Annotated in this window: 19 protein-coding genes and 1 tRNA gene; 10 read left to right on the top strand and 10 right to left on the bottom strand. The window is 71.0% G+C overall.

Going from position 1 to position 20,371, the window contains the following annotated elements; translation table 11 throughout:
* Nucleotides 1-18: 18 nt before the first annotated feature.
* Nucleotides 19-513: a YajQ family cyclic di-GMP-binding protein gene (locus ASE25_RS01605; protein ID WP_056771430.1), complete on the bottom strand. Its 495-nt coding sequence runs from the start codon at nucleotides 511-513 to the stop codon at nucleotides 19-21.
* A gap of 136 nt (nucleotides 514-649) precedes the next feature.
* Here ASE25_RS01605 and ASE25_RS01600 point away from each other — a divergent pair.
* Nucleotides 650-730, top strand: a tRNA-Tyr gene (locus tag ASE25_RS01600).
* A gap of 260 nt (nucleotides 731-990) precedes the next feature.
* On the opposite strand, the gene ASE25_RS01590 is transcribed toward ASE25_RS01600, so the two are convergent.
* Together ASE25_RS01590 and ASE25_RS01585 are read right to left on the bottom strand one after the other, a co-directional pair.
* The gene (locus ASE25_RS01590) at nucleotides 991-1,401 is read right to left on the bottom strand and encodes a phosphatase PAP2 family protein (RefSeq protein WP_235508496.1); all 411 of its coding nucleotides are present in this window, start codon (nucleotides 1,399-1,401) and stop codon (nucleotides 991-993) included.
* Nucleotides 1,402-1,789: 388 nt separating this feature from the next.
* Nucleotides 1,790-2,299 (bottom strand): DinB family protein, encoded by a 510-nt coding sequence (locus ASE25_RS01585; RefSeq protein ID WP_056771421.1) that lies wholly within the window; start codon nucleotides 2,297-2,299, stop codon nucleotides 1,790-1,792.
* 315 nt (nucleotides 2,300-2,614) lie between these two features.
* Between ASE25_RS01585 and ASE25_RS01580 the strand changes: the two genes are divergently transcribed.
* On the top strand, nucleotides 2,615-5,767 hold the full coding sequence (locus tag ASE25_RS01580) for a S8 family serine peptidase (RefSeq protein WP_235508560.1): 3,153 nt from the start codon (nucleotides 2,615-2,617) through the stop codon (nucleotides 5,765-5,767).
* 343 nt (nucleotides 5,768-6,110) lie between these two features.
* A complete protein-coding gene (locus tag ASE25_RS01575) occupies nucleotides 6,111-7,172 on the top strand; it encodes an ANTAR domain-containing protein (RefSeq protein ID WP_056822276.1) in 1,062 nt (353 codons plus the stop codon).
* Between the two features lie 82 nt (nucleotides 7,173-7,254).
* Here ASE25_RS01575 and ASE25_RS01570 read toward each other — a convergent pair whose 3' ends face one another.
* Entirely contained in the window at nucleotides 7,255-7,539 is a 285-nt protein-coding gene (locus ASE25_RS01570) for a hypothetical protein (protein ID WP_056771413.1), read from the bottom strand.
* A gap of 266 nt (nucleotides 7,540-7,805) precedes the next feature.
* Between ASE25_RS01570 and ASE25_RS01565 the strand changes: the two genes are divergently transcribed.
* Together ASE25_RS01565 and ASE25_RS01560 are read left to right on the top strand one after the other, a co-directional pair.
* Nucleotides 7,806-8,249, top strand: coding sequence for an Hsp20/alpha crystallin family protein (locus ASE25_RS01565; RefSeq protein ID WP_056772665.1), 444 nt, complete (start codon nucleotides 7,806-7,808; stop codon nucleotides 8,247-8,249).
* Between the two features lie 15 nt (nucleotides 8,250-8,264).
* Complete coding sequence (locus tag ASE25_RS01560) at nucleotides 8,265-8,534, top strand: hypothetical protein (RefSeq protein ID WP_056822274.1); 270 nt, start codon at nucleotides 8,265-8,267, stop codon at nucleotides 8,532-8,534.
* Between the two features lie 65 nt (nucleotides 8,535-8,599).
* Here the strand turns inward: ASE25_RS01560 and ASE25_RS01555 are convergent, their stop codons facing one another.
* The 4 genes from ASE25_RS01555 to ASE25_RS01540 form a co-directional block, all read right to left on the bottom strand.
* Nucleotides 8,600-9,481 (bottom strand): sugar phosphate isomerase/epimerase, encoded by an 882-nt coding sequence (locus ASE25_RS01555; RefSeq protein ID WP_056822271.1) that lies wholly within the window; start codon nucleotides 9,479-9,481, stop codon nucleotides 8,600-8,602.
* The gene (locus ASE25_RS01550) at nucleotides 9,478-10,527 is read right to left on the bottom strand and encodes a Gfo/Idh/MocA family protein (protein ID WP_056822269.1); all 1,050 of its coding nucleotides are present in this window, start codon (nucleotides 10,525-10,527) and stop codon (nucleotides 9,478-9,480) included. The genes ASE25_RS01555 and ASE25_RS01550 overlap by 4 nt, the downstream gene beginning before the upstream one ends.
* Nucleotides 10,524-11,528, bottom strand: coding sequence for a Gfo/Idh/MocA family oxidoreductase (locus ASE25_RS01545; protein WP_056822266.1), 1,005 nt, complete (start codon nucleotides 11,526-11,528; stop codon nucleotides 10,524-10,526). The genes ASE25_RS01550 and ASE25_RS01545 overlap by 4 nt, the downstream gene beginning before the upstream one ends.
* A 159-nt stretch (nucleotides 11,529-11,687) precedes the next feature.
* On the bottom strand, nucleotides 11,688-12,740 hold the full coding sequence (locus tag ASE25_RS01540) for a LacI family DNA-binding transcriptional regulator (RefSeq protein WP_056771399.1): 1,053 nt from the start codon (nucleotides 12,738-12,740) through the stop codon (nucleotides 11,688-11,690).
* A 162-nt stretch (nucleotides 12,741-12,902) separates the two neighbouring features.
* Here ASE25_RS01540 and ASE25_RS01535 point away from each other — a divergent pair, with 162 nt between their 5' ends.
* Entirely contained in the window at nucleotides 12,903-14,084 is a 1,182-nt protein-coding gene (locus ASE25_RS01535) for a phytanoyl-CoA dioxygenase family protein (RefSeq protein ID WP_056823749.1), read from the top strand.
* 69 nt (nucleotides 14,085-14,153) lie between these two features.
* On the top strand, nucleotides 14,154-14,369 hold the full coding sequence (locus tag ASE25_RS22620; RefSeq protein ID WP_056771396.1) for a hypothetical protein: 216 nt from the start codon (nucleotides 14,154-14,156) through the stop codon (nucleotides 14,367-14,369).
* A gap of 56 nt (nucleotides 14,370-14,425) precedes the next feature.
* Here the strand turns inward: ASE25_RS22620 and ASE25_RS01530 are convergent, their stop codons facing one another.
* Nucleotides 14,426-14,770 carry an Lsr2 family protein gene (locus ASE25_RS01530; protein ID WP_056771393.1) on the bottom strand — a complete coding sequence of 115 codons (345 nt, stop codon included), beginning with the start codon at nucleotides 14,768-14,770 and terminating at the stop codon, nucleotides 14,426-14,428.
* A gap of 132 nt (nucleotides 14,771-14,902) precedes the next feature.
* On the opposite strand from ASE25_RS01530, the gene ASE25_RS01525 reads away from it, so the two are divergent.
* From ASE25_RS01525 to ASE25_RS01515, 3 genes are read left to right on the top strand one after another with little or no spacing between them, the layout of a single operon-like run.
* Nucleotides 14,903-15,940, top strand: coding sequence for an iron ABC transporter substrate-binding protein (locus tag ASE25_RS01525; protein ID WP_056771391.1), 1,038 nt, complete (start codon nucleotides 14,903-14,905; stop codon nucleotides 15,938-15,940).
* A 7-nt stretch (nucleotides 15,941-15,947) separates the two neighbouring features.
* Nucleotides 15,948-17,564, top strand: coding sequence for an iron ABC transporter permease (locus tag ASE25_RS01520; RefSeq protein WP_056822264.1), 1,617 nt, complete (start codon nucleotides 15,948-15,950; stop codon nucleotides 17,562-17,564).
* Nucleotides 17,561-18,727 carry an ABC transporter ATP-binding protein gene (locus ASE25_RS01515; protein ID WP_200958942.1) on the top strand — a complete coding sequence of 389 codons (1,167 nt, stop codon included), beginning with the start codon at nucleotides 17,561-17,563 and terminating at the stop codon, nucleotides 18,725-18,727. Before ASE25_RS01520 ends, ASE25_RS01515 begins: the two co-directional genes overlap by 4 nt.
* A 36-nt stretch (nucleotides 18,728-18,763) precedes the next feature.
* Here ASE25_RS01515 and ASE25_RS01510 read toward each other — a convergent pair whose 3' ends face one another.
* Nucleotides 18,764-20,197, bottom strand: coding sequence for an ATP-binding protein (locus ASE25_RS01510; RefSeq protein ID WP_082622637.1), 1,434 nt, complete (start codon nucleotides 20,195-20,197; stop codon nucleotides 18,764-18,766).
* Nucleotides 20,198-20,371 lie beyond the last annotated feature (174 nt).

Here is a 20,371-nt window from a genome sequence, read left to right as displayed (position 1 = left end):
GCAGGCGGACCCGCGCGCTCAGCGCTGGTTGGTGAAGTTCAGTGCGACGTCGAGGTCGGCGTCGCGGAGCATCCGCTGGACGGCCTGGAGGTCGTCGCGGGACTTGCTCGAGACGCGCAGCTCGTCGCCCTGGATCTGGCTCTTGACGCCCTTGGGCCCCTCGTCGCGGATCAGCTTGTTGATCTTCTTCGCGTTCTCCTGGGAGATGCCCTCCTTGAGCGGCGCGTCGAGGTGGTACTCCTTGCCCGAGAGGCGCGGGCCTGCCTCGGGGACGTCGAGGTGCTTGAGGCTGACCTTGCGTTTGACGAGGTGCGTCTGCACGACGTCGAGCACTGCGAGGCAGCGCTCCTCGGTGTTCGCCTTCATCTTGATGACCTCGCCGGCGAGGTCGACGGAGGCGCCGACGTTCTTGAAGTCGTAGCGCGTCGCGATCTCCTTGCTGGCGCTGTTGACCGCGTTCGCGATCTCCTGCTTGTCGAACTTGCTGACGATGTCGAACGAGGAGTCGGCCATCGGTGGGGTCCTTCCGGATGCTGTTGTCTGGTCTGTCGGGCGGGTGCGCTGAGGCGGTCCGGACACGACGAAAGCGTCGCCAGAGGCCCGATTTCGGACCGCGCCCGATCTCTTGCTATCCTTCCAGACGCACCAAGGCAGGTTGTCCGAGCGGCCAATGGAAACGGACTGTAAATCCGTCGCGAGAGCTACGAAGGTTCGAATCCTTCACCTGCCACCCAGTGCTCGGAAGGGCCCCTGACCAGCGGAAACGCCGGTCAGGGGCCCTTCTGCCGTCTCGAGGTGACCCTCAGGAGGTGACCGGACTCCAGCGTCGGTTGATGACGAGGTCCTCGAGGCTGGCCAGTCGGCGCGACAGCAGCCGTTCCGAAAGATCGTCCGGTTCGGTGGTGAGCGCCAGCAGGATGTCCGAGACGACGAAGCAGCCTATGCGGCGCGTCTCCTCGCACGGCCCGGTGCATCCCCGTGGGGCAGTCCTCACGTGACGGGCGAGAGCACGCGCTCGATGACAGGGAGGGTACGCAGAGCGCCGACCAGCCTCGTGAGGGGCAGTCGCACGAGGAGCCAGCCCAGGCCGGCCACCGCTGCGCCGAGGAGCAGGCCTGCGACGACGTCGTGGGGGTAGTGCGCGCCGACGTACACCCGGGTGGCCGCCATGAGCACTGCCGCTGCCAGCGCAAGAGCGCCCAGGCGCCTCGACACGAGCAGCAGCCCCACCGCGGCGGCACCGGCCATGACGGAGTGGTCAGACGGGAAGGACCAGTCCGTCGTCCGGTCCACGAGGGTCAGTGCGGCGGGGTGCACGGCGTACGGCCGGGCCTCGGCCACGAGAGCGGCCACCGGCTGGTTGACCGCGACGGCGAGCAGGGTTCCTGCTCCCGCCCACACGGCAGCCCGAGGTCCCGGTCGCTCGCGCCCCGACGTCGCCAGACCCCGAGCAGGATCAGTGCGGCGAACATGACCAGGCCGTACCGCGCGTAGGCGACGGCGGGTGCGTGCAGACCCGTGGACGCGCGGGCCAGGTCGTTGATCCGCAGGAACAGGGCGTCACTGAGGTGGAGCAGGTGGGTCACGGACGTCCTTCGGAGTGGATGGAGCGGCGGCGGCCGCACGAACCCACAGCCTGACGACGAGATCTCGGAGGCATCTCAGAGACGCGCGGCAGCCTCGACGACTGGACCAGGTGTCCGCCCCAGTCCGCGCCAGCAGGGGAGCAGGAGTCGTCATCGCGCTCGGTTCCGGCGCGGCGGTGCCTGTGGCCCTACCGGCGAACGACTCATTCCCCGGTGGGGCCCCCCGCGAGTTCGGCCACGATGTCGAGATGGCCCGCGTGCCTCGCGTATTCCTGAAGCAGGTGGAGCAGCACCCTGTCCAGACGTGCGGGTGGCTGACCGTCCCATCTGGGGCCGGGGCGACCCACATCGGTCAGGTCGTGGGACCTGGTGACGGCGTTGCTACGTGCGGCCTGGCTGCGGAAGGCGGCCAGCAGATCCGCGAGCGACTCGTCGTCGTCCACGAACCATCGCCCATCACGGCTGTCAGCCCATGGGTCAGCAACGTGTGCGCCTTCAAATCCCCAGTCGAGCCATCGATGCTCCACGTACGTCAGATGCTTCACGAGCTGGACCGGCGTCCAACCTGACGGGAGCCGGCTCGTTCGCTGCTCGTGCTCGGACAGGCCCTCGACCCGTTCAGCGACCTGGTCGCGAAAGTAGTCGAGGTAGCGAAGCAGGACCTCGGCCGATGACGACGCGGGCTGTGTCGGTTCGGGAAAAGGCGTACTCATTCGGGATCCATCTCCTGCGTCTCGTCGTGCTGATGGTCGTGGCGGCCGGGAGTGCGGTGCACTGCACTCCCGGTGCACTCTGTGTCTGCCCACATCTCGCCCGCAGAAACCATTCTCGATCGCGAACGGCCTGGGCTCGACCAGCCCCGAGATCCAGATGTCGCCGAAGCCCCACCAGCCGGCCGCTCGCGTCGATAGCCTCAAGCGTCCGGGACGGGGGCCGTACCTCAACAACCAACAGAGGTGGAGTTCATGGGCAGGTTCCTGGGATCGAGAGCGCGTCGCGCTGCGGTGATCATGTCGGCCGTCGGGGCAATGGGGGCAGTGGGTCTGAACGCCCCGCAGGCGGTCGGCGCGCCGAACGCCGGCGCATCAGCGAAGCAGTCACAGCTGGGCAAGCATGATCGCGAGCTGCTCGCCACCGCGCGAGCCAATGGCTCGCGGACGGTGACGCTGCTCATCGCGGCCGTGCCGGGGCAGAACAACACGGTCACGACCGGCCTGCGATCGCTCGGTGCGGTGATCAGCAAGGCCGACAGCGACGTCAGCTACATCCGCGCCATCGTGCCGATCGACAAGGCTGAGGCAGCAGCCAATGTGACCGGCATCGTGGCCGCGGACCTGGACGAGGTCATTCCACTGGACGACCCGAGCCCGCAGGGAGCGCAGTCGCCTTCCCCGCAGACCCCTCCTGGCGCGGGCACCCCTCGGAACAACGCGTACATGCCGATCGGTGACACGGGCGCCGCACAGTTCACCGCAGCCCACCCCACGTGGGACGGCCGCGGCACCACGATCGGCATCGTCGACTCCGGCATCGACCTCGACCACCCCGCGCTGGCGACGACGACGACCGGTGAGCGCAAGATCACCGACTGGGTCACTGCGACGGACCCCTTCACCGATGACGACCCGACCTGGCTGGACATGTCCACCCAGATGACCGGCCCCAGCTTCACCTACGGCGGCGTGGCCTACGTCGCCCCACCGGGAAGCTACCGGGTCTCGGTCTTCAACGAGGGTGACCCGCGGCTCGGCGGAGAGGTCGGCAGCGACGTCAACCGCGACGGTGACAGCACTGACACGTTCGCGGTCCTGTGGGACGCGGCAGCCGGCACCGTCCGTGTCGACACCAACCAGGACCACAACCTGGGCAACGACCAGGTCCTGACCGACTACGCCAAGAAGTTCGACGTCGGCCACTTCGGCACGGACAACCCGGCGACGCCGGAGCACGAGTCCATGCCGTTCGTCGTCCAGACCGACGGCAAGAACAAGGTGGTCAACATCGGCATCGTGTCCGGTGAGCACGGCACCCACGTCGCCGGCATCACCGCGGCCAACCAGATGTTCGGCGGCGCGATGTCCGGCGCGGCCCCGGGCGCCACGCTGAAGTCCGTCCGGGTCTGCATGTTCATCACCGGGTGCACCTCGCACGCCCTCATCGAGGGAATGACGTTCATCGCCAAGCAGGGCAACGTCGACGTCATCAACATGTCGATCGGTGGGCTGCCGGCGCTCAACGACGGCAACAACACCCGTGCGATCCTCTACAACCGGCTCATCGAGCAGTACAACGTCCAGATGTTCATCTCGGCCGGCAACAACGGCTCGGGCCTGAACACGATCGGCGACCCTGCCGCTGCGTCCAAGGTGCTCGCGGTCGGGTCCTACATCAGCAAGGAGACGTGGCGGAAGAACTACGGCTCCGACTCCGCCTACGTCGACAACCTGCACGGCTTCTCCTCACGCGGACCCCGCGAGGACGGCGGCTTCAAGCCTGAGATCGTCGCGCCGGGCGCTGCCATCTCGACGACCCCGATGTGGGAGACCTCGTCCCCGGTGGCGGGCACCTACGACCTCCCGGCCGGCTACTCGATGCTGCAGGGCACCTCCATGGCGTCCCCGCAGGCCGCGGGAGCAGGCGCGCTCCTCGTGAGTGCCGCGAAGCAGTCAGGAGTGCAGGTCAAGCCGGCACAGCTGCGCGAGGCCCTGACCTCCTCTGCCCGCTATCTGGACCCCACGCGATTCGGCGCCTACGAGCAGGGCAACGGCCTGATCTCCGTCGGTGCGGCCTGGGACCTGCTCAAGACCAACCTCAAGCCGGTCGACATCAGCTCGTCGGTCGCGGTTCACTCGCTCCTGTCGGGCTTCCTCGCGACGCCCGGCCGCGGCGAGGGGATCTTCGACCGTGAGGGAGTCGCCCCTGGCGCCTCCTACACGCGCACCTACACCTTCACCCGGACCTCGGGCGGCGGCGGCAGCCGCACCTACAACCTGAGCTGGGTGGGCAACGACGGCACCTTCGCGTCGCCTGCCTCGGTGGCGCTGCCCCTGAACACCCCGACCCAGGTCGCCGTCTCCGTCAACCCCCTCCATGCGGGTACGCACTCGGCGATCCTCAAGCTCGACGATCCGTCGACGGCGGGCATCGAGAAGGCGACCCTCAACACCGTCGTGGCCGCTGAGTCGTTCACCGCAGCGAACAACTTCTCGGTGGCTCGCTCGGGCAGCATCGGCCGGAACCAGGTGACCAGCTACTTCTACGCGGTGCCGGCCAACACTCTGGCGCTCAAGGTCGATCTTGTCGGCGGAGGCAGCACCCCCGGCGCGGGACAGATCCGGTTCCTCCGGTTCCACCCCTACGGAGTGGCGATCGACGACAACTCGTCGCTCAGCTGCTACACCCCGACATCCGGGACCTGCGCCACGGGTGCGGCCACCAGCCGCACGACGAGCAACCCGCAGGCCGGGGTCTGGGAGGTCACCGTCGAGGCGCGGCGCACCTCCGACGCCGAGAACGCCCCCTACACCCTCACGGCGTCCATCCTCGGAGCGACGGTGTCGCCCAACCCCGACACCATCGCCTCAGCGGCCCTCGGAGTCCCGCTGGCTCGCAGCTACACCCTGACCAACGGCTTCGGCGCCTTCACCGGCCGGGCCATCGGCACCACGCTGGGCAGCGCGAAGATGCTGAGGCCGACGATCGCGGCAGGTGCCCAGCAGCAGGTTCGGGTCTCCGTCACGCCCGGGTCGACGTCCCTGCGGGCCACCATCGGGTCGGCCGGCGACACGGGCGCCGACCTCGACCTGTACGTCTACAACTGCACGACCGGCACCTGCGTGCTCGCCGGTCAGTCCGCCGACGGTGACAGTGAGGAGTCGGTGACCATCGCCAACCCGGCGGCTGGTCTCTGGGTGACCCTTGTCGACGGCTTCGCCGTCCCCCAGGGGTCGACGACGTTCGACTACGTCGACGTGTTCGGCAACCCGGCCTTCGGTTCGGTCGCCGTCACGGACGCGAACGCCCTCCGACCCGCGGGGTCGTCGTGGACCGTCCCCGGCACCGTGACCGCCAACACGGCGCCCGCCGCCGGTCGGGTCCTGCTCGGCACGGTGCAGGTCCGCACCGACACCGGCATCCTGGTCGGTAGCGGCAACGTCATCGTGAATGCCGTGAACCCGTAGCCTCCGCGCTCGGACGCGACATAACCACGGAGGGCCTCCCCGGGACGATCCCTGGAGGGGCCCTCCGTGGTCCGTGCCCCCCGACGGCGGTCGAGCGCATCCGCGGGGCAACCCTCAAGAGCGATGGGTGGGGTTGTCGGGTCACTGCGGAGGGTCCCAATGCGACCGGGTGGTCGTAGGGTTGAGGCATCGCGGGACTGCTGGCAGCAGGGGACTGCCGCCACCCCCGCTGTGTGGTCGCGTGGGCCGCTTCGCACGAAGAAGTCGGCCCGTTTGCTCCTCCCGGGATTGCCGGGTCGGGCCTGGTGTCGAGCACGGCTCGGCGACGAAGAGGAGCGACCCGATGGATGCCCAGTCAGTCGATGTTGAGCGTCGCTGGGCCGCTGAGAAGCGCGACTTCGTCGGTGACCGCCGTGACGAGGTCGCTGATGAGCGAGACGTGGCCGGCGACGTGCGAGACCTGAAGGCCGACGCGCGAGAACGAGCGCTGGACCAGCGGGAACGGGAGCTGGCCGCCAAAGAGGCCGAGCTGGGTGTGCCACGCGACTCCGCTGGGGCAGTGACGAATCGGGACGATGCGGACGCCCGCGAACGGGCCCGCCAGGACCGAGACGGGTCAAGGGCCGAGAGACATGCCGCGGCTGGAGCGCGGGAGGATGCCACGGATCGACGGTTGGAGGCCACCCCCACGACGCGCCTGGCCTCAGCTTTCGCCGACATCGCCGAGAACCTCTATGCAGCCGACTCATACGACGCGATCCTCCTGCGCATCGCAGAGACGGCAGTCAGCACGGTCGCAGGGTGCCAGATGGCCAGCGTCACGGTCGGTGAGGGCGGGACCTATCGCACGGCCTCGACGACGGACGCGAGTGCGTCGGCCGTCGACCAGGCGCAGTACGACGCGCGAGAGGGCCCGTGCCTGGATGCCATGGCCGCGCCGATCGTCTACGCGAAGTCATTCCCTGACAACCGCTGGCCCACGCTCTCGTCGCGTCCGGCTGATCTGGGCGCGCACTCGGCCGCGTCGTATCGCTTGGCAACGGTGAGTCAGGCAGCACGGAGCAGCGGAGCCTCGCTGAACACCTATGGCGCCGAGCCGGATGCGTTCAGCGAGGAAGCGCAGCAGATCGGGCTGATCCTGGCGGCGCACGCCTCGATGGCGTCAAGGGTGGTCCGCGAGCGAGACGGCCTTGCGGATGTGGCCGAGAACCTGCACAAGGCACTGCTGAACCGGGATGTCATCGGCCAGGCCAAGGGGATCCTCATGGAGCGGCTCAAGCTCACTCCCGAGGACGCCTTCGACGCATTGCGTCAGGCGTCGAACCAGCTGAACGAAAAGCTTCACAGGGTCGCGCTCACACTTGCGGAGACCGGCGAGCTCCACCGCCCGGCCAGCCCCGAGTGACGCCCACCAGTCTGCACGCCGCCGAGGCTCCGACGAGGTGGTCGCGACGGTCGGCGCACCGCGGGTGATGCCGGCGTGGTCCCTAACGGGGGTCGTTCTCGCTGACGCCGAGCCGGACCTTGCCCTTGCTCGGGCACTCGTCGGAGTGCGCGAGCGCGTCCTTGCGGGCCTTGTCCCGGGCCCGACGGGCCGGGCCCGTCCAGTCGCAGCTCTTGCAGTAGCCCAGCACGAACGAGCCGTCCTCCTGCGTCGAGTCGGCGTCGACGCGTTCGAGCGTCGCCTGGTGCTTGTTGCCCTCACCGTCCTTGACCGTGAGCTCGTCACCGCGGCGCTTGAAGAACCGCGGACCACCCCCAGACTTCGCCATGGCGACATCGTCGCCTGCTTCGGCGCCGAGGCCAAGTCGCTGCCCAGCGCGCGGATGCCGCCCGGGCGGACCAGGCTGCCGCCGGGGCAGGACGACCTGCGAGGACCGTGTCGCGGCGATCAGGGAACGAATCAGAGAATTCTGCGAATCACGCTCTTGCACAGACGAACTCGTCGGTGCTACAACATTCCTACAGCGCATGCCACGACGTGTGAGATGCGGTCGTGGCCACCATGGAGCATCTGGACATGATGGAGGTGACGACGATGCTGATGCGCACTGACCCCTTCCGTGAGACCTTCCGGGACCTCGACCGGGTGGCCCAGCTCGCCCTCGGGACCAGCGGCACGCTGGCCAGGCCCTCGGCCATGCCGATGGACGCCTGGCGAGACGGAGACACCTTCCACGTCGAGCTGGACCTGCCGGGCGTCGACCCGCAGTCCATCGACCTCGACGTCGAGCGCAACGTCGTGACGGTCAAGGCCGAGCGTCCCACCCGCGCGAGCGATGCCGACCTCGTCGCCGCCGAGCGGCCGCGTGGCGTGTTCAGCCGCCAGCTCGTGCTGGGCGACAGCCTCGACACCGAGCACATCCGCGCGAGCTACGACGCCGGCGTGCTGCGGCTCGCGATCCCGGTGGCTGAGCGCGCCAAGCCGCGCAGGATCGCGATCTCGCACGACGCCGACGACCGGAAGACCATCACCGCCTGAGGGGACGTGGCGGTCATGGACACACGCACCGAGGCGGTCGCCGACGTCGACGAGGTCTTCATGGCCCTCGTCTGCGACGACGACGAGTTGCTGCGCGCCGAGTTCGACGCGATCGTCAGCGCCGGGTGGCCGCCCGTCGGCACGTCCTCCCGACCCGACCACCCCTCAGCTGCTCCTCGCGAGCGCACGCGCCTCGAGGAGGGCCGCCGCGTGGCGACGCAACGCGCCGTGCGGCGGGACGGCGGTCCCGTCGACCGTGGCCGGGAGCGCGCTCCGCCACCGTGAGTGGGCGCCGAGGGCTCGTTCCGCTGCCGGCTCACCGGGTGGCCCGTGCCACCCGGTGAGCCGGTTCACGACGCCAGCGCCGGTGCCATCTCGAGCGCGTGGCGGGCGCTCGTGGCCGCCCGTCGAAGCGCCTCACCCACCGGTTGGGTCCGGTGCTCGTCGGAGAGGATCTCGACACCCCACGGTCCGGTCCAGCCGGCGCTCCGCAGGTCGGTGATCATCGCCGTGAGGTCGAAGTCGCCCTCCCCGCAGTAGCGCCGGCGGTGCACGGTGTCCTCGAAGAGCGTGCCCACCACGCACTCGTCCGCGTCGTTCAGCTCGACGCCGATGATGCGCTCGAGCGGCACCGCTGCGAGGTCCGCGGGAGGGGTGCCGGCCCGTGCGACGTGCCAGGTGTCGATGATGACGCCGCCCGCCGGATGGCCGGCCGCCGTGACGAGCTGCAGGCCCTCGGCCAGCGACGCGACGTTCGACCACGGGAAGAACTCGATCCCGAGCCGCGCGCCCACGTCGTGGGCCTGGGCTGCGAGCTCGGCGAACCGGGCGGCCCAGAGTCCGCGGTCCCACGGCCCGTCGTCCCCGTCGGGGGTGACCTTGAGGTGCCGGGCGCCCAGCACCTCCGCCGCCTCGAGCAGGGCGTGCCGGACGCGAGAGGACTCCTGCTCGTGGGCTCCGACGTCCCACCACCAGGGGATGCCCTCGATCTCGAGGTGAGTGATCCCGTTGTCGGCGAGCAGGTCGCGGATCCCGGTGAGGCCGTATGCCGTCACGGCCGCCGGGAGGTCGTCGGACAGCAGGCCGAAGCCTCGGAAGCCGGCCGCTGACGCGGCCTCGACCCGCTCGCGCAGGGAGAGCGGACTCCGCAGGTCGGCGCGGTCGGAGGCGGCGTCGCCGGCGCTGCTCCAGCAGGTGGCGAGCAGCTCGTCGGGTGCCGGAGCAGTCGTCATCGGAGGTCCTTCGCGACGTCGGCGTGCGCGGGCCGGGGGCCGAGACCGACGGCGTCGTAGCACTGGTCGATGAGTCGCATCGTCAGCACGGCGTCGTCGGCGTCGGTGCGGGCCGGGGTGCCCGTGCGGATCGCAGTCGTCAGCGCCTCGAGCTGGTAGGTGTACGACGACCGTCGACCCAGGCGCTCGGTGCGGGTGCCGGCGGCGGTGGTGACGACGAGGCGGTCGTCGTCGTGCGGGTTGACGAAGTCGGTGATGACGGCCTCGCCCGCGGTCCCCACGAGCCGGTGGCTCATCTCGTGGTGGTCGCTGGCCATGGTGCAGCCGGCCGTCCCGGTGACGCCGCTGGGAAATGCCAGCTCCGCGGTCAGCCACTCGTCGACGCCGGGGTGGCCGGCGCGCTCGCCGCCCGTGGCGCCGACCAGGGTGGGCTCGCCGCCCGCATACGGGGCGAGCAGGCGCATCGTGTGCAGGCTGTAGCAGCCGAGGTCCATGAGCGCTCCGCCGCTCAGCTCGAGGGACCATCGGGGGTCGGAGGCGGTGGGCGCCGGCATGTCCATGACGGTCTCGACGTGACGCAGCTCGCCGAGCTCGCCGCTCGCGAGGATCTCGTGGAGCCGCGAGACGAGTGGGTGCCAGAGGTAGTGGAACCCCTCGAAGAACTGCTGCCCGCTCAGCCGGGCGGCCGCGGCGACCGTCTCGGCTTCGGATGCGTTGCTCGCGGAGGGCTTCTCGGTGAAGACGTGCTTCCCCGCGGCCAGCGCGGCGATGTTCCACGGGCCGTGCAGGCTGTTGGCGAGCGGGTTGTAGACCACCTCGACCTCGGGGTCCTCGATGACGTCGAGGTAGGAGTCGTGGACGCGTTCGACGCCGTGGGCGCCGGCGAACGCTTCGGCCCTGGAGCGATCGCGAGCGGCGACGGCGACGAGTCGGGCACCGGTGATCCTCGAGGGTTTGACGAGGGCGAGCTCGGTGATGCGTGCCGCCCCGAGGATGCCGACGCGGAGCGGCTCCGTCGCGAGTCCCTCGTCGTCCGAGCCGGTCATGGGAGCCGGACCTCGTCGATCCGCACCGGGCGGTGCTCATGCAGCGACAGGGTGGCGGCCTCGGCGATGTAGGCCACGGCGAGGGCGTCGTCGACGGTGCACGGCGAGGTGCGTCGCCCGGCGACGACGTCGGTGAACGCCTGCAGCTCGGCGCGGAAGGCGGCGGCGAGCCGGTCCATGAAGAAGGTGGCCGGCGGTCCGGAGGGCCAGGTGGCTCCCGGCTCGAGGTTGCGCAGGGGAGTCGTGTCGCTCCATCCGGCGGCGACGCTGTCCGCGGTCCCGTGCAGCTCGAGGCGCACGTCGTAGCCGCGGGGGTTGTAGCGGGTGTTCGACACGACCGCAGTCGCTCCGTCGTCGAAGGTCAGCAGGGTCGCCGCGGTGGCGACGTCGCCGAGCTCGGCGAAGACGTCCGCGCCCCGGGCGCTCCCGGTGGCGTAGACCTCGACGACCTCCCGGCCGGTGACCCATCGGACGGTGTCGAAGTCGTGCACGCTGCAGTCGCGGAAGATGCCGCCGGAGGTCTCGATGTAGGCGCGGGGAGCGGGGGCCGGGTCCAAGGTCGTCGACCGCACCGTGTGGACCCACCCGAGCTCCCCGGCCTCCACGGCCTGGCGGGCAGCGCTGAAGGCCGGGTCGAAGCGGCGCGGGTAGCCGACCTGGACCCCGGCACCGTGCTCCGTGACGTAGCGGGCGATCGCCGCCGCCTCGGCGAGGTCGGCCGACAGCGGCTTCTCGCAGAAGACGGGCACGCCGGCATCGACTCCGGCCCGGATCAGCTCCGTGTGCGCGTCGGTGGCGGCGGCGATGACGATGGCGTCGACGCCATCGCGAAGCAGGCTCGCGGGTGACTCCGCGACGTCGGCGCCGACTCGATCCGCCATGGCCCTCGTCACCTCCGCCACGACGTCGGTGACGACGAGGGAGTCGACATCGGGAAGCTGGGACAGGGTGTCGGCGTGGAACGAGCCGATCCTGCCGAGACCGATGAGGCCGAGACGCATGGGATCTCCTGGGGGCGGGGTGTGGGTGCGACGGCACCCGGTCCGCCGAGGCGACCGAGGACGTCGTGGTCCCGGTTGATGACCTCAGCGTGCGTGACAGGGCGGCCGCACGGCACCGTTCGGACCCGTCAAAAAGACCTCAGCCGAACGGGTCGGGCGTCAGTGCGCGTGGATGCGCGGGGGGATGTTGTATGCCGTCACGACCTCGACGTTGGCCGCGACCGACGTGGGTGCCCCGGGCACGAGGCGGTGGGCACGCATGACCTGACGGACGCCGGCCCGCATGTCGGCGTGGAGGTCGTGGTGGAGCACGGCGGTGAGCACCCCGGAGCGCAGCAGGTCGAGGTTGTCCTCGTCGAGGTCGTGGCCGATGAAGACACCGGGCGGCCGGCCCGCCGCGACGAAGGCCGCCGAGATGGCCCGGTTGCCGCCGCCGACCGAGTAGGCGGCGCGCACCTCCGGCTCCGACCGGAGCACGTCGGAGACGAGCGCGGACATCGTCGCGTCGAGCCCGTCGCTGTCCGTGATCGTGTGGACGCGCCGGTCGGGTGCCAGACGACCGAGGGCGACCGTGAACGCCTCGGCCCGCTCTCGCTCGCCGAAGAAGAACGACCGGCTGAGGCTCAGCAGCACGTCACCGGGCCGGTCGCCGAGCACCTGGGACACGAGATAGGCGGCGGTGGCGCCGGCCGCGGCGTTGTCGAGCCCCACGTACGCCACCCGAGCGCTGTCGCGGACGTCGGTGACGAGCGTGACGACGGGGATGCCGCGGTCGGCGAGGCGGCCCACGGCCGCGGCCACGGCCGGGTCGTCCGGCGCCTTGAGCACGACGCCGTGGCAGACGCGCCCGCGCCGGCCGAGGCTGTCGAGCACCTCGACGGCGGCCGCGACGTCGGCGTTCTCACGCAGGTGGAAGCGCGCTCGGACCGCGGCCGGGCGCAGCGCGGGCAGCTCGTCCTCGAGCGCCGACCGGACCGCCGTGCTGAATCGGGTCGGCGCCTGGACGACGACGTCGAGCAGGAGCGTGCGGGCCGCGAGGCGCAGCTGGGTCTGCTGGCGATCGAGGTCGAGCACGGCCTGCTCGACGGCGCGCACGGCGCGCGCGCTCGCCCCAGCCCGGCCGTGGAGCACCCGGTCGATCGTCGCCTCCGACAGTCCCGACTGCTCGGCGATGTCGCGGACGCGGTGCGACCGTGCGCGGTGCTGGGCCATCCCCGGAGCGTAGTCCCCAGGGGACGCGTCTGAGGTGTTTCTGAGGTCATCCGGTGGGTCGCCGCCCCCTCCGTGGGCCGCATCCTTGAGGCACGGCCAGCGCCGCTCCGGGCGGCGCACGGTCGGACCCCGATCACCGTCGATCCGCCCGAGGAGGGCACCATGACCATCACGCCGACCAGCTCGCGCACCGGCTGGATCCGTCCCGAGGACGCCCAGCTGTCCGACCTGCTCGAGGTGCTCGCCGAGCGGACCGACCTCGCCGACTACCCGCACGCAGCCCGCGTCGAGCAGGAGGTCCTCGTCTACGACTGGGCCACGCTGCGGCATACGGCCGCGGACGACGTGACACGGCGTGACGTCCAGGCCGAGCTGGCGCGGGCCTTCTCCGACGGCCCCGGAATCGTCGTCCTGGCAGGCGCTTTCGAGGCCGAGACCCTCGACCGGGCGACCGCCGCCTTCGAGCGGATGATCGCCGAGCAGCGCGCGAGCGGCACGGCGGCGGGTGACCACTTCGCCAAGCCGGGCGCCAACGACCGCATCTGGAACGCCCTCGAGAAGCTCGCCGTGGCCGACCCCGGGGCGTTCGTCGACTACTACGCCAACGACGCCATCGCGCTCGCCGCGCAGGCCTGGCTCGGGCCGGGCTACCAGGTCACCTCACAGCTCAACGTCGTCAACCCCGGGGGCGCCGGGCAGACGGTGCATCGCGACTACCACCTCGGCTTCCAGTCCGCCGAGACGTGCGCCCGCTACCCGTCGCACGTGCACGTCCTCTCGCAGGCGCTGACCCTGCAGGGCGCGGTCGCGCACGTCGACATGCCCGCCGAGTCCGGTCCGACGCTCTACCTGCCGCACAGCCAGAAGTACACGCACGGCTACGTCGCCTACCAGCAGCCGGAGTTCCAGGCGTACTTCGTGGCCCACCACGTGCAGCTGCCGCTGTCGGCCGGCGACGCCGTCTTCTTCAACCCCGCACTGCTCCACGCCGCCGGCACGAACCACACGACGGACGTGCGCCGGATGGCCAACCTGCTGCAGGTCAGCTCGGCCTTCGGCCGGGCGATGGAGACCGTCGACCGGGCGCGGGTCGTCGAGGCGATCCACCCGGCGTTGGTTGCTGCGCGCTCTGCCGGGATGCAGCCGCGGGAGATCGGCAACGTCGTCGCCGCGAGCGCGGAGGGGTACGCGTTCCCGACGAACCTCGACCGGGACCAGCCGGTCGACGGTCTGTCGCCGCGGACGCAGGCCGAGCTCGTCACCGAGGCGCTCGCCGCCGACCAGCCGCTCGACGAGCTGCGGGGCGCTCTGACGCGCCAGCTGTCCGGCCGCGACAGTCACTGACGAGGGGCGCAGTAACCTGAACCCCACGCCCTGACCGTTCGACCCCACAGATCCGGAGACCCCAGCACCGTGACGTCGCAGCCCGACTGGAGAAGCGGAACCCGACACCCCACCGGCGGCTACGACAAGGTGATCGTCGCGCGCGGGGACACGCTCTACTTCATCGCGGCGCGGCTGCACCGGCTCGACGGCCCGGCCGTCGAGGCCGAGGACGGCTCCGTGCAGTACTGGCTCTACGGCAAGCGGGTGACCGAGCAGGAGTTCCACGACCGTCCACAGGCCTAGCGGCCGACGGTCCGCCCGCTGGCGAAGCGCAGGGGTCCGGCCGCCCGGACGAGCGGCTAGCGGTGGGCGTCGTCGTACGCGGTGACCACGGCCTGGGGGATCCGGCCACGCGCGGGGGCCTGGTGTCCCGTCTCGGCCGCCCAGGCCCGGATCAGCGCGTTGCGGGACTCGCCCACCGCGGGCAGCACCGTCGTCGACCGCGCGGGCGCCGTGTGCGTCCGGCGCTCGTCCCCGGCCCGCCGAGCCCGGGCCACCCAGTCGTCGAGCGTCGAGCGGAGGGCGTCGGCGTTCGCCTCCGAGAGGTCGATCTCGAAGGAGTCCCCGTCGATGCCGAAGGTGACGGTCTCGGCGGCCTCGGTGCCGTCGAGGTCGTCGACGAGGGAGACGATGGTCCGGCGCATGGGATGAGCCTAGTGGGCGCCCCAGGGGGTGGACGGAGACACTCCCAACCGTGTGTAAGGTAAGGCTTACCTACTCAGGCGCGCCGTCCGACGGGACCGGCGCGCCCCTCCGGATCCACGAAGGCAGCTCACATGACCTCCCGCCCCCGCACCACCATCGGCGTCGCGCTCGCGGCCGTCGGCGCCCTCGCCCTGACGGCCTGCGGCTCCGGCTCGTCCGGCAGCGGCTCGACCGACGGAACGGGCAGCATCACCGTCTACAACGCGCAGCACGAGAGCCTGACGAAGGAATGGGTCGACGCGTTCACGAAGCAGACCGGCATCAAGGTCACCGTCCGCAACGGGGACGACTCGGAGATGTCCAACCAGATCGTCCAGGAGGGCGCGGCGTCGCCGGCCGACGTCTTCCTCACCGAGAACAGCCCCGCCATGACCCAGGTCGAGAACGCCGGCCTCTTCGCCGATGTCGACAAGGCCACCCTCGACCAGGTCCCGGCCGGGTTCCGCCCGTCCACCGGCAAGTGGACCGGGATCGCGGCCCGCTCGACGGTCCTCGTCTACGACAAGCGCACGCTGCAGGAGAACCAGCTCCCCGCCTCGATGCTCGACCTCGCCAAGCCCGAGTGGAAGGGCCGCTGGGCGGCCTCGCCGTCGGGCGCCGACTTCCAGGCCATCGTCTCGGCGCTGCTCGAGCTCAAGGGCGAGACCGTGACGAACGACTGGCTCACCGCGATGAAGACCAACGCCAAGGCCTACAAGGGCAACAGCACCGCGATGAAGGCGGTCAACTCCGGCGAGGTCGAGACCGCGCTGATCTACCACTACTACTACTACGGGGACCAGGCGAAGACCGGCGAGAACTCGGCCAACGTCGGCACCCACTACTTCAAGAACGAGGACCCGGGCGCCTTCGTCTCCGTCTCCGGTGGTGGCGTGCTCAAGGCGTCGAAGAACGCCGCGGCCGCCCAGTCCTTCCTGAAGTTCGTCACCGGCAAGGCCGGGCAGGAGGTGCTGCAGAAGGGCACCTCCTTCGAGTACGCCATCGGCTCCGACGTGCCCTCCAACCCGGCGCTCGTGCCCCTGAAGGACCTCCAGGCCCCGACGGTCGACCCCGCCAAGCTCAACTCCGCCACGGTCACCGATCTGATGACCAAGGCGGGTCTGCTGTAGTTCTCGGGTGACCACCGACCTCACCGCACCCGGCGCGCACCGCGCGACCGGCACCGGCACGGCTCCCACGCCGGGCCCGGGCACCCGCCCGGGCCCGGCGTCCGGGCGTCGGCGACCACCCGCCCTCGCGGTCATCGCCGTGCTCATCGCGCTCTTCTCGCTCGTGCCCCTCGGCTACGTCATCGCGATGACGGTCGCCACCGGGTGGGACACCGCGGTCAGTCTCATCTTCCGGGCGCGCGTCGGTGAGCTGCTGCTCAACACCATCCTGCTCATGGCCGTCTCGGTGCCGCTGTGCCTCGTCCTCGGCGTCGGTGGCGCCTGGCTCGTCGAGCGGACCGCCTTGCGCGGCAACAGGTTCTGGGCACTCGCGCTGGCCGCGCCGCTCGCCATCCCCGCGTTCGTCAACAGCTACGGCTGGGTGTCCGCCGTGCCGTCGCTCGCCGGCCTGTGGTCGGGCGTGCTCATCTCGGTGCTGTCGTACTTCCCGCTCGTCTACATCCCGGCCGCGGCGACCCTGAGCCGCCTCGACCCGTCGCTCGAGGAGTCCGCGGCCTCCCTCGGGCTCGGCCCGTGGCAGGTCTTCCGCCGGGTCGTGCTGCCCCAGCTGCGGCTCGCGATGACGGGCGGCGCGCTGCTCGTCGGACTGCACCTGCTCGCCGAGTACGGCGCCTTCGCGATGATCCGCTTCGACACCTTCACGACGGCGATCATGGTGCAGTACCAGTCGACCTTCAACGGCGCCGCCGGCAACATGCTCGCCAGCGTCCTCGTCGTCCTGTGTCTCCTGCTGCTCGTCGCCGAGGTCCGCAGCCGCGGCGCCGCGCGCTACGCCCGCGTCGGCTCCGGCGGGCAGGCGGCCCCGGGGCGTATGCCGCTCGGCCGGCTCCACGTGCCGGCGCAGCTCGCGCTCCTGCTCCTCGTCGTGCTCGCCGTCGGGGTCCCGATGTGGTTCGTCCTCCGGTGGGTCGTGCTCGGCGGATCAGAGATCTGGGCTCCCGACGAGCTCGTCCCGGCCCTGCTCCAGACGCTGCTCTACGGCGTGGCCGGTGCGGCGGCGACGACGCTCGTCGCCTTCCCGATGGCCTTCCTCGCCGTGCGGCGACCGAGCTGGTTCACCCGCTCCCTCGAGCTGTCCAACTACATCACGAGCTCGATGCCCGGCATCGTCGTCGGCCTCGCCTTCGTCACCGTGAGCATCCGCTTCCTGCCGGCGTTCTACCAGACGGCCGTCGTCCTTGTCGCTGCCTACGTGCTGCTCTTCCTGCCGCGTGCCCTCGTCAGCCTCCGCTCGGGGCTCGCGCAGGCGCCGCGGGAGCTCGAGGAGGCCGCGCAGGCGCTCGGGGTGCGTCCCCTCGGTGCCTTCGTCCGGGTCACGCTGCGGCTCACGGCGCCGGCCGCGGCCGGGGGAGCGGCCCTCGTCTTCCTCGCCATCGTCAACGAGCTGACGGCGACCCTCCTGCTCGCCCCGAACGGCACGCGTACCCTCGCGACGGAGTTCTGGGCCAAGAGCAGCGAGATCGACTATGCCGGCGCCGCACCGTACGCCCTGCTCATGGTCGTGCTCTCGGCGCCGATGACCTACCTGCTCTTCCAGCAGTCGAAGAAAGCGGCCGGACAATGACCACGACACCCCCGTCGACCTCCCCGCACGCGGCGGTCGACTACCACGACCCGTCGGCCCGGGGCCGTCTCGAGGTCACGGGACTGACGAAGAGCTTCGGCCCGCAGCAGGTGCTGCGCGGCGTCACGCTGTCGGTCGACCCGGGCAGCACGACGGCCATCGTCGGTCCGTCGGGCTCGGGCAAGACGACCCTGTTGCGGCTCATCGCCGGCTTCGAGCGCGCCGACGCGGGCTCGGTCACCCTGAGCGGGCGCGCGCTCGCCGGTGAGGATGCCTGGGTGCCCGCGCACCACCGCGACGTCGGCTACGTCGCCCAGGACGGCGCCCTCTTCCCGCACCTCACCGTCGGGCAGAACATCGCCTTCGGCATCGACGCCTCCGACCTCACCGGGGGGCGCAAGGCCGTGCAGGCGCGGGTCGCGGAGCTGCTCGAGATGGTCTCGCTCGACAGCGCACTGGCGGCGCGGCGACCCCACGAGATCTCGGGCGGGCAGCAGCAGCGGGTGGCGCTCGCGCGGGCCCTCGCCCGCGAACCCGAGCTCATGCTCCTCGACGAGTCCTTCTCGGCCCTCGATGCGGGTCTGCGGGTCGCGACCCGGCGCACCGTGGCCAAGGTGCTGCACGACGCCGGCATCACGACCGTCCTCGTGACCCACGACCAGGCCGAGGCACTGAGCTTCGCCGACCAGGTCGCCGTGATGCGCGACGGTCTGCTCGCGCAGGTCGACAGCCCCCTCGAGGTCTACACGCGACCCGTCGACCGGGCCACGGCCGAGTTCCTCGGCGACGCCGTGATGCTCGAGGCGTGGGTCGACGGCGACACGGCGACGTGCTCGCTCGGGGCCGTCCCGCTCGCGGCGACGACCCTCCGCGGCCGGGTGCAGCTCATGCTCCGACCGGAGCAGATCCGCGTCGACGAGCACGGTCCGATCCGCGGCGTCGTCGTCGACACCGACTACTTCGGTCCCGAGAGCACGGTCCGTCTGGAGCTGACCTCGAGCCGCGAACCCGGTTGTGAGACATCGGCGCTCGCGCGAGAGGGCGAGATCATCAGCATCCGCCACTCCAACGCCTTCATCGCCGCCAAGGGCACCGAGCTCCGGCTGCGCATCGAGGGCGAGGCCATCGCCTTCCCGGCACTGGCACCTCCGCCGCCGGCCTGACGCGTCGGTGCCGGACCGGCGCCCGAAGTCCAGCCCTCAGGGCATCGGCACCGGGACGTCGGTGCCGCCCTGCGGGGTGATGCGTCCACGGACCTGCACCACGCTCGGCATCGGGACGAAGCCACCTGCGAGCAGGGCCTCACCCTGACGGAAGCGGGCGGCCTGGGCAAGCAGCCCGCGAGGCACGAACCCGAAGACCGACGCCAGCTGGTCGAGGTCGTCCCGCGAGTTCATCCGCATCAGTGTGAGGTTGTCGCACTGGGACACGACGCCCGGGTGCACCTTCGAGGGACGCTGGGTCGACAGGAGCAGCCAGAGGCCGTACTTGCGGCCCTCCGCGGCGATCTGGATGAGCCGGTCGCGCACCGCGACTCCGAGGGGGGTCTCGGGCTCCGGTGGGCAGAGGTTGTGTGCCTCGTCGACGACGATGAGGAGGGGGCGGCGTTCGGTGCGCCGGGCCCACAGGTCGTCGAGGACGGCGAGCGCCACGGTGAGCTGCTCCTCGGGACGGTCGTAGCCACCGAGGTCGACGACCGTCGCGGCCGGTCGGCGCTCGATGACGTCCGTGACCGCCGTGGCGCCGAACGCCCAGGTCCTCGTCCACTCGGTGAGACCGAGGTTCTCGAGGCGCTGCGCCAGGGCTTCGGCGTCCGGGTCGCCGAGCGAGCGCAGGTACGGGACGATCTGGCCCGCGTCCACGGTCTGGAAGTCTCCTCCGAAGAGGCGCAGCAGGGCGTTGTACTCGGCCCGGTCGACGACCGGGTCGAGACGCAGGACCGCGGCCTTGGCCCGGGACGTGAGCTCGGTGAAGCGCACCCGCAGCGGGTTCTGCTCGTCGTCGGGCCGCAGGATGACGACCTCACGGTCATGAAGTGCGTCGGCGTGCTCGTCCTCCGCGCCGGCCTGGACGGCCTGCTCGTGGAGGCGCACGAAGTCGCTGTTCGGGTCGAAGACGACCATGGGGAGGCGGGTCGTCAGGAGGATCCGCTCGAGCAGCACGCCGAGGGCGTACGTCTTGCCGGAGCCGCTCTGCCCGCACCAGAACGTGTGTCGGTTGAGGCGGTTGGGCACGAGCGCGACGCCCACCGACTCCTGGCCCGCGAGGTGGCCGAGGTGCAGCCGGGGGTCGCCGCCCGACAGCAGCCGCTGCACGGTGTCGGGCCGGGTCGGCCGGACCGGCACCTCGTGCCGCGGGGAGTCCGCGGTTCGCCCCGAACCGGAGCCACTCCCGACCTGCACCAGCGTGCCGGTGGCGGCGAAGCCGGCGCCCGACGCCTCGTCCGCGACCTCCTCGACGAACGCGAGGATGCCGTCCTCGCCGTCGAGCTCGAGGTAGTCACCCGGCAGCGGGCGCTCGCTCCCGGGCCCGCGGGCGACGAAGGACCGGCCGTCCGTGGACTCCAGATGGGTCAGCGCCGCAGGCACGGAGGTCGGAGCGGTGGGCGGGTCGACCTCGACGTTCGCAGTCATGGATCCATGATGCTCACGCCTGACGCCCTTGGGCACCCCTTGGCGCAGAAGGCCGCCCGACGCGCCCGAAGATCACCCTGGAGGGGTGAGCGCAACCAGTCCCCACGTGACCATGCTCGAAGGTGGGCGGGTGCGACGTCAGGTCCACCTGCAGCCGGTCAGTGCCGGGGAGGG

This window comes from Terrabacter sp. Root85 (assembly GCF_001429185.1).
Classification (GTDB): domain Bacteria; phylum Actinomycetota; class Actinomycetes; order Actinomycetales; family Dermatophilaceae; genus Terrabacter.
The sequence above is the reverse complement of the archived record's forward strand: the minus strand, read 5'-3'. Positions and strand labels throughout refer to the sequence as shown.

What these genes read in the sequence shown, in the direction of transcription:
- ASE25_RS01605 (WP_056771430.1), bottom strand. Translation starts at nt 513, where the DNA reads ATGGCCGACTCCTCGTTCGACATCGTCAGCAAGTTCGACAAGCAGGAG.
- ASE25_RS01585 (WP_056771421.1), bottom strand. Translation starts at nt 2,299, where the DNA reads ATGAGTACGCCTTTTCCCGAACCGACACAGCCCGCGTCGTCATCGGCC.
- ASE25_RS01580 (WP_235508560.1), top strand. Translation starts at nt 2,615, where the DNA reads ATGGGGGCAGTGGGTCTGAACGCCCCGCAGGCGGTCGGCGCGCCGAAC.
- ASE25_RS01575 (WP_056822276.1), top strand. Translation starts at nt 6,111, where the DNA reads ATGGATGCCCAGTCAGTCGATGTTGAGCGTCGCTGGGCCGCTGAGAAG.
- ASE25_RS01570 (WP_056771413.1), bottom strand. Translation starts at nt 7,539, where the DNA reads ATGGCGAAGTCTGGGGGTGGTCCGCGGTTCTTCAAGCGCCGCGGTGAC.
- ASE25_RS01565 (WP_056772665.1), top strand. Translation starts at nt 7,806, where the DNA reads ATGCTGATGCGCACTGACCCCTTCCGTGAGACCTTCCGGGACCTCGAC.
- ASE25_RS01560 (WP_056822274.1), top strand. Translation starts at nt 8,265, where the DNA reads ATGGACACACGCACCGAGGCGGTCGCCGACGTCGACGAGGTCTTCATG.
- ASE25_RS01555 (WP_056822271.1), bottom strand. Translation starts at nt 9,481, where the DNA reads ATGACGACTGCTCCGGCACCCGACGAGCTGCTCGCCACCTGCTGGAGC.
- ASE25_RS01550 (WP_056822269.1), bottom strand. Translation starts at nt 10,527, where the DNA reads ATGACCGGCTCGGACGACGAGGGACTCGCGACGGAGCCGCTCCGCGTC.
- ASE25_RS01545 (WP_056822266.1), bottom strand. Translation starts at nt 11,528, where the DNA reads ATGCGTCTCGGCCTCATCGGTCTCGGCAGGATCGGCTCGTTCCACGCC.
- ASE25_RS01540 (WP_056771399.1), bottom strand. Translation starts at nt 12,740, where the DNA reads ATGGCCCAGCACCGCGCACGGTCGCACCGCGTCCGCGACATCGCCGAG.
- ASE25_RS01535 (WP_056823749.1), top strand. Translation starts at nt 12,903, where the DNA reads ATGACCATCACGCCGACCAGCTCGCGCACCGGCTGGATCCGTCCCGAG.
- ASE25_RS01530 (WP_056771393.1), bottom strand. Translation starts at nt 14,770, where the DNA reads ATGCGCCGGACCATCGTCTCCCTCGTCGACGACCTCGACGGCACCGAG.
- ASE25_RS01525 (WP_056771391.1), top strand. Translation starts at nt 14,903, where the DNA reads ATGACCTCCCGCCCCCGCACCACCATCGGCGTCGCGCTCGCGGCCGTC.
- ASE25_RS01515 (WP_200958942.1), top strand. Translation starts at nt 17,561, where the DNA reads ATGACCACGACACCCCCGTCGACCTCCCCGCACGCGGCGGTCGACTAC.
- ASE25_RS01510 (WP_082622637.1), bottom strand. Translation starts at nt 20,197, where the DNA reads ATGACTGCGAACGTCGAGGTCGACCCGCCCACCGCTCCGACCTCCGTG.